Annotated in this window: 8 protein-coding genes; 4 read left to right on the top strand and 4 right to left on the bottom strand. The window is 68.3% G+C overall.

What is annotated here, in order from left to right; translation table 11 throughout:
* Positions 1–665: 665 nt before the first annotated feature.
* Complete coding sequence (locus ACFW01_RS38190) at positions 666–1,073, top strand: hypothetical protein (protein ID WP_384511434.1); 408 nt, start codon at positions 666–668, stop codon at positions 1,071–1,073.
* 27 nt (positions 1,074–1,100) lie between these two features.
* On the opposite strand, the gene ACFW01_RS38185 is transcribed toward ACFW01_RS38190, so the two are convergent.
* The 3 genes from ACFW01_RS38185 to ACFW01_RS38175 all read right to left on the bottom strand — a co-directional run bounded on the left by ACFW01_RS38185 (position 1,101) and on the right by ACFW01_RS38175 (position 4,635).
* Positions 1,101–2,309, bottom strand: a complete 1,209-nt coding sequence (locus tag ACFW01_RS38185; protein WP_384511431.1) for an IS110 family transposase — start codon at positions 2,307–2,309, stop codon at positions 1,101–1,103.
* Positions 2,310–3,016: 707 nt separating this feature from the next.
* Positions 3,017–3,817 carry a hypothetical protein gene (locus tag ACFW01_RS38180; RefSeq protein WP_384511428.1) on the bottom strand — a complete coding sequence of 267 codons (801 nt, stop codon included), beginning with the start codon at positions 3,815–3,817 and terminating at the stop codon, positions 3,017–3,019.
* Positions 3,818–4,089: 272 nt separating this feature from the next.
* Positions 4,090–4,635 (bottom strand): endonuclease domain-containing protein, encoded by a 546-nt coding sequence (locus tag ACFW01_RS38175; RefSeq protein WP_384511425.1) that lies wholly within the window; start codon positions 4,633–4,635, stop codon positions 4,090–4,092.
* A gap of 315 nt (positions 4,636–4,950) precedes the next feature.
* Between ACFW01_RS38175 and ACFW01_RS38170 the strand changes: the two genes are divergently transcribed.
* The 3 genes from ACFW01_RS38170 to ACFW01_RS38160 all read left to right on the top strand — a co-directional run bounded on the left by ACFW01_RS38170 (position 4,951) and on the right by ACFW01_RS38160 (position 6,508).
* Positions 4,951–5,304, top strand: a complete 354-nt coding sequence (locus ACFW01_RS38170) for a DUF317 domain-containing protein (protein WP_384511422.1) — start codon at positions 4,951–4,953, stop codon at positions 5,302–5,304.
* 91 nt (positions 5,305–5,395) lie between these two features.
* Positions 5,396–5,686 (top strand): hypothetical protein, encoded by a 291-nt coding sequence (locus tag ACFW01_RS38165; RefSeq protein WP_384511419.1) that lies wholly within the window; start codon positions 5,396–5,398, stop codon positions 5,684–5,686.
* 15 nt (positions 5,687–5,701) lie between these two features.
* Positions 5,702–6,508, top strand: coding sequence for a DUF317 domain-containing protein (locus ACFW01_RS38160; protein WP_384511417.1), 807 nt, complete (start codon positions 5,702–5,704; stop codon positions 6,506–6,508).
* Between the two features lie 159 nt (positions 6,509–6,667).
* Here ACFW01_RS38160 and ACFW01_RS38155 read toward each other — a convergent pair whose 3' ends face one another.
* The gene (locus tag ACFW01_RS38155) at positions 6,668–7,363 is read right to left on the bottom strand and encodes a hypothetical protein (RefSeq protein WP_384511414.1); all 696 of its coding nucleotides are present in this window, start codon (positions 7,361–7,363) and stop codon (positions 6,668–6,670) included.
* Between the last annotated feature and the right edge of the window lie 116 nt (positions 7,364–7,479).

Genomic DNA, 7,479 nt, shown 5'->3' with positions numbered 1-7,479 from the left:
ACAGGCAGCAGAGTGCCGAATCCCGAACCTCAGCACATCGGGAACTCTGCACGTTCATCCGTACGCGGCCATGCACGTTCACGTGTACGCCGACAACCCTCCTCCTGGCACGCCGCAGCCGCACCGATAGCCACACCGGCGACTCCACCGAGAGCTGACCCCTCTCCCAACTCCACGACTTCGAGCCCCCGGACCCCATTGATTGGAGTCCGGGGGCTTCGTCGTTCGCTGTGGCACTTCCGCCCCATTCTTCAGCTGGCTACCGATGAGGTGGCGCGGTTGTTTCGAGACGCGGCTAGGCGCGCGCTGCGGGTAGGTCGTATCGGCTGACAGCGACGTAGGTTTCTGGCGTCGCCGCTTCAAGGAGGCTCTCGTCTCCTCGCAGGTCAATCCTCGGCTCCTGGGGGCGCCGGAGGAGATCACTCCAGGTGCTTGTCGTGCCGCGCTCGTAGGCGTCTCGAAGCAGGGGACGCAGCCGTGGGCGGGCTTCCTCCTGCTGTTCGCGGAAGATGCACCGCTGGGTGAGGCGCTGCTCTTCCTGGGCCTCGTCGCTGAGCTCCAGGTCGACGGGGGGTGCCTCTATGTCTTTCGTCAAGGGTGTGGGCAGCTTCTGCCCGGGGTTCGATCTTCTTTGTGGGACATGAGACTGTCGTGTCGTGTCAGAGATGATGAGTGGGTTGGAGGCGGCCTTGGCTGAGGCGTCGTCTCCTTCGTGGACGCAACGTGTTCGTGCCGGGCGTGACCTTGCTTCCTTCGCTGATGTTCCTGAGGCTGGGGAAACGCTGGTGGGGCTGTTGCTGGACGTCGAGGACACGGCGGTGACCCGGCAGACGGCAGAGGCTCTCGCCCGGGTGGGGACGGCGGCCGCCATCAGGCTCATCGCTCTCGCGGTTGCTGCGGCGGACGACAACCAGGCCGACTGGCTGCAGACCGGGGTGCATGACGCGCTCGTGGGACCGGGCGACGCGCCGGACATCGCAGCGGCCTGCGGGAAGCTCGTCCTGGACCCGGCAGAAGCTGTCCGTCGGGGTGCCGCGGATATCTCGGCATGGGCAGACGACATAAAGCGTTGATCTGCGCCGATCTGCCTGTGGCCGGGTTCACGCAGCTGTCGCCTGGGGGACGCGGGGTTCATAGGAGGTGCCGTCTCGGAGCATGGCGAACAGGACGCTGATGCGTTGGCGGGCGAGGCGGAGAAGGGCTTGGGTGTGGGTCTTTCCGCGGTCGCGGCATTTGTCGTAGTAGGTGCGGGAGGCGGGGTCGTGCAGGGCTGCGAACGCGGAGAGGAACATCGCGCGTTTGAGCTGGCGGTTTCCGCCTCTGGGCGCGTGTTCGCCGTGGATCGAGGTCCCCGACTGCTTCGTGGCGGGGGCGAGGCCGGCGTAGGAGGCGAGGTGGGCGGCGGTGGGGAAGCCGGTGCCGTCGCCGACGGCGACCAGCAGCACGGCGGCGGTCCTGACCGCGATCCCCGGCATCGAGGTCAGGACCTGGGAAAGAGGGTGGTCGTCCAAGAGAGCCTTGATTTGGGCCTCCAGGGCCCGGCGTTGTTCGTGGACGGCCGCGAGTGAGCGGGCCAGGGAGGGGATGACGACGTCCAGCGTGCCGGTCCCCGGAACCACGACGGTCTGCTCGTCCAGGGCGTCGAAGACGTCGTCGATCAGCCTCTGGGCCATGCGTGGAGCCTTGGGCCGGATCACCTCGACGAGTCTGCGGCGGCCGGCCTTGCGCAGGGCGGCCGGGGATCCGTGGCGTTCTAGCAGCCAGGTCACTGCGGGGTGGTCCAGACGCGGGCCCAGGACCCGTTCGAGCGACGGGTGGAACTGGGTGAGCAGGCCGCGTATCCGGTTGCTGGTGCGGGTCGCCTCGGCGGCGAGGTCCTGGTCAAAGCCGGTCAGGACGGTGAGTTCGGCGGTGATCTCGTCGGTGAGCTCCAGCGAGCGCAGTGTGTGGGGCATGGTGCGGGCGGCGTCCGCGATCACGGTCGCGTCCTTCGCGTCGGTCTTCGCCTCGCCGGGGTAGAGGTCGGCGATCCGGCGCATCGCGAGTCCGGGCAGGTAGGCGACCTTGCAGCCCGCGTCCCGGGCGACCGTGAGCGGGAGGGCGCCGATCGAGGCGGGCTGGTCCACGATCACCAGAACGGTGCCGAACTTCGCGGCCAGCTTGTCGAAGACGGCTCGCAACTTCGGCTCGCTGTTGGGCAGCGGCTTGTCGAAGACCTTCTTCCCGGCCGGAGTCAGCCCGTGCCCGTGATGGGCGCTCTTGCCGACGTCCAGGCCGAGGAACACGCCCACGTCGCCGGTGTCTAACACGGTGCTCTCCACTCCTTCGGCGCGGCTGGCCTTGGCATCGGTGTCGTACTCGCGCATCCACGTTATGCAGACCTGCCGCCCGGAAACGACCGGGCATTGCGCCTGGTCAGGCGGTGGTCGGACCTCTCATCAGCGTCTCCGACGGCACCCCACGAGCCCGGCGACACCACCCCCCAGGCCATCCGTTCGACAGAGGGGACACAGTCATACCGGGCCCGGAGGCCAGCGGCCCCATTGCAGGACCGCGAAAAACATAACGGGGGCTGGTCCTCGGCTCGCAGTCCCGGGGTGCGCCGGGCGATGGCGAGATCTTCCTCATGGAGGCGCTCGCAGGCGGCGAACAGCCTTCGGGACATGCCAAGGTGGACCTCCGTGCCGGGGATGCGGCAGCTGAGGAAGTCGTCGAGTCCTCTGGCGTGGAGTCCGGCGCGAAGGATGTGCTGTTCGGTGTCGGCCGCCTCTCCGCGTGCTTCGTCGCGCATGGCGAGAGTGAACGGGTCGTCTTCCAGGGGGGTAGTCAGCCCGGAGCGCCGGCGGCGGGAGGAGCGGTCGGCGGCCACGGGTACGGCGCGCAGCTGTGTGGCGGGGACGGAGCGCAGTGCGAGGTAGGTCAGCATCTGGGCGCGTGCGGCCCCGATGAGGGCGTCGTCGCTCTCCCCGAGACGGTCTTCCAAGTTGGCCGGGCTCACTGCCTCGTCGTCGGTACCTTATTCGGCAGGGGCAAGCGGCGGCAGGCCGGGGTGGAGTTCGTGGTCGATCGTGAGGAACAGGTCGTCTTCGAACCTCACGGATGCTCCGACCAGCACGGTGCGGTGTGCATACGCGCCGAGCACCTGGCTGCCGGCCGCCAGCTGCTCCCATCCTTCGCGGAGCTTCTTGAGCCCCACGTCGCCGCCCTTGGCCTCGATGAGCCAGTACAGCTTCTCCGTCTCATGGCGCCCCCACAGATCGGGCAGCTTCTTCTTAGGGTCCTTGAACGTCTTGAGCAGGGCGGGGACGGGGCCGCCGAGTTCGAGGTGCTCGGTCTGGCCGAGGCCAAGCAGGGAGCGGCAGGCCCACTCGGTCATCGTCATGCCCAGCCGGTAGCCGGCGGCGATCTTGGCGCTGCGCTCGGTGCCGTGCGCGTACACCGGGTTCCAGGTCAGACGCCGCCCTTTCGCGCCGTCCACGGGGTGCCGGGGCGTCACGGGGTGCGCGCCGAGGTAGGCGTACAAAGGGGAGACTCGGGCGACGAGTTCCCCGTGGACATAGCGCGGCTGGTTCCGCAGGTGCGGGGTGACGTCGCGGCCGACTTCAGTGGCTGCCTTGATGATCTCCCGCCAAGTGGTGGTCGGCGCGTACCAGCCGTCGGCGGCAGGGAACCCGTCCGATCCGGTCCACGCTGTGTGCTTGGCCGTCCGCCACTGCCGCCGGGGCTTCCTCGCAGGTCCACTGCGGAACAGGACCGGTACGTCGAAGCTGTCGGCGTACGTCAGCGGAGGCGCGTCGGGGACTTCGGCAGGGATCATGCGGCTCACTCTGGCACGGCCTCTGGCCGCCACCGGAGCTGGGTACCTAGCCGAGGCGAGGGTCCGACGGGGCCGACCGGCCATGAGCCCGTCTCCGGGCCCGAGGGGGAGGATGAGCAGTTGCCCCTGGACAACGAACTCAGTCATCCACGGCGCGCTGACCTGCGGCGACTAGCTTGCTTGGCAAGGGATCTCAAGGTGTCGATGGCATAAGCCACCTTCGACGAGCTGCGCATCGCGGCAGGCGCGCCGGGGGGCGACTCGGACCTCGCCTACGGCCGGGGATCCATGGCCGTGGTGAACGCATCTGTCGCTGCCGCAAAGGAAGAAGCCTCCCTGCCTCGCACGCGGTCCATGTCGAGCCACTGGACACGGGCTTCGGGCCGACGAGCTGGCGGATCTGACAGGTAGGCATTCATGCGTAGCCAATCCCGTCTTGCCTCGTCTAGGTTCTCGTACCAGGCAACGCCGCGTGCATTACAGGGCATGCAGAGCAGCCCGCGAACGCACTTAGCGCATCCGGAGCAACAGGCGTGATCGTGGTCGATCTGCCAGTACGAGCGTCCCTCGGTGGCGGCGTCTCCTGGGCTCTCTCCGCAGATCGCACACGCGGCATCCTGGACGCGGAGGATGGCGTTCACCTGCCAGATTGTCAGTCCGTACCTCTTGGCCTGCCGCTCGGCAGCGGCACACAAGTAGCAGCGCGATCCAGCGAAGAAGCCCTCCTCCGGATAGATCGGCCCTCTACAGAGGCGGCACTCGTACTCCTCGTCAGGCCAACCGTCGTCTTCCCAGCCCGGAGCACGTCGCCTTTTCATGCGCGGAATCTAACCCGCCGGACTGACAATCCGAGTCCTGAGAGCTGTCCCACGGGCACGTACGTACGGCACGCCCTCATCTGCCCAGCCGGTACGGCATACGACGCCCTTAGCCTGCTCCCTCTCACGACTAGATTCACTGTCAGAGAAGACGAAGCGCCTGGGCTCGTTGTCAAACGCCTCGGTTGGATGCCAAAGGACAGCAGTTCGCCTGCGGCAGACAGGAAAGATCGCGGAAGGACTGGCCAACGTACGCGAGAGCATGTCAACGTAGACGACCTCGCAAGAAACCCCAGGTCAGAGAGGTTATAGCCCGTGACCGTAGCCCCTGTGGGTCCCGGTTTCTCCACCACCGTCGAAGCGCTCCGACTGCGACAGTGGCAGCTCGGTCCCGGCCAGCCGACCCTGGTCATGGACCAGTTCTCCGCCGAGGACTTCCACCTGGTCGTCGATGACCGTGCGGACGTACACGTCAGCAGTAAGGACGGCCGCTTCTACCTCGGCTGGTTCCCGCTCGGCCGTCCCGGGACGGACCGCGAAGGATGGAAGATCGCGGTCACCGGCACCGCCAGAACGCCCGGTTACCAGGTCTCCTTCGACGTCGAGACGCCGGCCAACATCGTTGCCGCAGCCGTAGCCCGTGTACTGGAGACCTCTCGCCTCCTCTGACCTGCGGGGGCTGCCCGCTCGCATGCCGCCGGCCGAACCGAGTGCCGGCCGCTGTCCCTTCCCTCGTTCCCTCACCCCAAGGAGGATGCTCGTGACGTCTTCGGAAATGACCGTCGCCGACCTCATCGACCTGCTCGCAGCCTGCGACCCAAGTGCTCCGGTGCGCCAGGCCATGAACCCCTTCTTCCCTATGGCCCATCGCTTGGCGCAGGTCCTGCAATCGGTCGACGAGACCGGCCGGACCGTCGTCTACCTCGCCGAAGGACGCGAGGAGGACGCACAGCTCGGCCACCTGCCGCCGGAAGTCGCCATCGAGCTGACGTGGCAGGGCCCCGTCCAGGCGCCCCCGCGCCGTCCCCGCCGCCGCGCCGGCGGCAACTAGAAACGCACCAAGCCTTTGGAGGCGCCCCTGTACTCCCACCTTCAGCCCGACCCGTCGACCTCACCCGCGTTCTGGGTCGGCCCCCGCCACCTGGCAGGTGACGACGGGCGCCCGTACGACGCCGTCGTCGACGCTCTCGCGGGCCTGGGCTGGACGAGCCTGACGATCGTCCGCGGACGCCACGAGCCGGACGAGGCAGAGAAGGACCGCCAAGTCCTGCGCAGCACCGTCCTGCACATCAGCCCCGACGGCCTGCGCTGGGCCCAGTGGTGCTTGGCCGACGAGCCGTTCCACGTGGGTGAACTGCCGATCGCCTGGCAGATCTCTGCCCGTGACCAGGCGAACAGCCACGCCTGCTGGTCGGCCTACTTCACCCGCGACGTCCCCGGCGAGGCCGTTGCCGACTTCCTCCTCGCCCTCGACGCCCACGACCAGCCCACCGTGCCGCTGGCCGGAGCCGAGGCTGTTCTGGACGCCGTCGCCGCCCAGGGCTGGCTCCGCGACATCGACCAGCCCCAGGCCGCGGCGATGGATCCGACGGGCGCCTCACACATCAGCCTCGGCGAGGTGCCGCCCCTCATCCAGGACGGCGACCCGCGCGTCCTGGTCACCGAAGCCGACGAGGCGGGGCCGGCAGGATGGCAGGCATGGTCGGAGCCCGTGCTCGGCGCGCCCTACCTGTGGGTGGCCTCTTTCGCCGCCGGCGTGCCGAACGATCTCGTCGGTGCCTTCGCCGCGTCCCTCAGCTCGACCGCACCGGTCCTGCGCCGGGTGCTGCCCGAGGCCACCCAGGAGCGTCTTCTGCGCGCGCCGGCCACCTGACCGTCTCGCCGTACCGAAACGAAAGAAGCCCGGCGCCCTCCCCGGTGGAGGGCACCGGGCCTTCGTGCTTCCCGGACACCGTCGTCCCATCTGCCCCGCAAACGCACTGCTGCCTCCGACCTTTCCGGGTCGGAGGCAGCAGTGGATTACGGGAGCAGATCAGGGCGTTGCGGTGGCCTTGGCGAGGGCCCGATCGAGGTGGCGGTCGACGAGGACCGGAGACCCGGAGAAGACGAGCAGCAGGCTGCCGTCGCGGATCGCGGTCTGCTTGAGGACCGTGCTTCGTCCACCGGCGGTGAACGTCAGGAGCTGGCTCCACTGCTCATCACCGCGGTCCTGGGGTGCAGACAGCTTCTGCGTGGCGATGTCGATCGGGGCGCTGCCCGCGAGAACCTGATAGTTCGGGCAGCCGGTCATGGCGTCGAAGATCCGGTTGGTGCCGTCGGACAGCTTCGTCGGGCTGTCGCTGTAGAGTTCCTCGGAGATCTCCGAGGAGCTGCCGCCGTAGGTGAAGTCGGCCATCGCCTTGTGCGGGAAGGCGAGCGTGCCACCGGTCGCCGCGTCGCCGCCCAGCTTGCTCAGCGCGGGGCAGCCGAGGACGGTGACATCGTCGTGCTGAGCCGCACGCTGCGGCTTGGGCAGGTAGCCGCTGCCGAGGTCAGCCTCGGTGAGCAGGCGGGCCGCCAACGCGGCCGAGGTAAGCGTGGCCGGTTCGCGGTGAGCGTCGGCTGGCTTACCGGTTCGGCCGGAGGAGGTGGTCTGCTGGCCGGCTCCGTCGGTCTCGGGGGAGCAGGCGGGCAGGGCGAGGAGAGCGGCGGTGATGCCGAGGGCGGTGATGGCGACGCGAACGCGCATGACGGAACTGACCCCTTGGTGCTAGTGACCTGAGTCGAAGATTTGTCGTTGGTTGGGCATGAGTCGTCCGGGTCCGAAGATTCCGCCGTTGTCAGTGACTGATGCCCAACGGGTTG

It is taken from the genome of Streptomyces sp. NPDC058985 (genome assembly GCF_042740985.1).
In the GTDB taxonomy this organism is placed as follows: domain Bacteria; phylum Actinomycetota; class Actinomycetes; order Streptomycetales; family Streptomycetaceae; genus Streptomyces.
This window is presented reverse-complemented; position numbering and strand designations above follow the sequence as displayed.

Bases quoted from the DNA above. Each gene is read 5' to 3' on its own strand.
- ACFW01_RS38180 (WP_384511428.1), bottom strand. From the start codon at position 3,817: ATGATCCCTGCCGAAGTCCCCGACGCGCCTCCGCTGACGTACGCCGAC.
- ACFW01_RS38190 (WP_384511434.1), top strand. From the start codon at position 666: ATGATGAGTGGGTTGGAGGCGGCCTTGGCTGAGGCGTCGTCTCCTTCG.
- ACFW01_RS38175 (WP_384511425.1), bottom strand. From the start codon at position 4,635: ATGAAAAGGCGACGTGCTCCGGGCTGGGAAGACGACGGTTGGCCTGAC.
- ACFW01_RS38155 (WP_384511414.1), bottom strand. From the start codon at position 7,363: ATGCGCGTTCGCGTCGCCATCACCGCCCTCGGCATCACCGCCGCTCTC.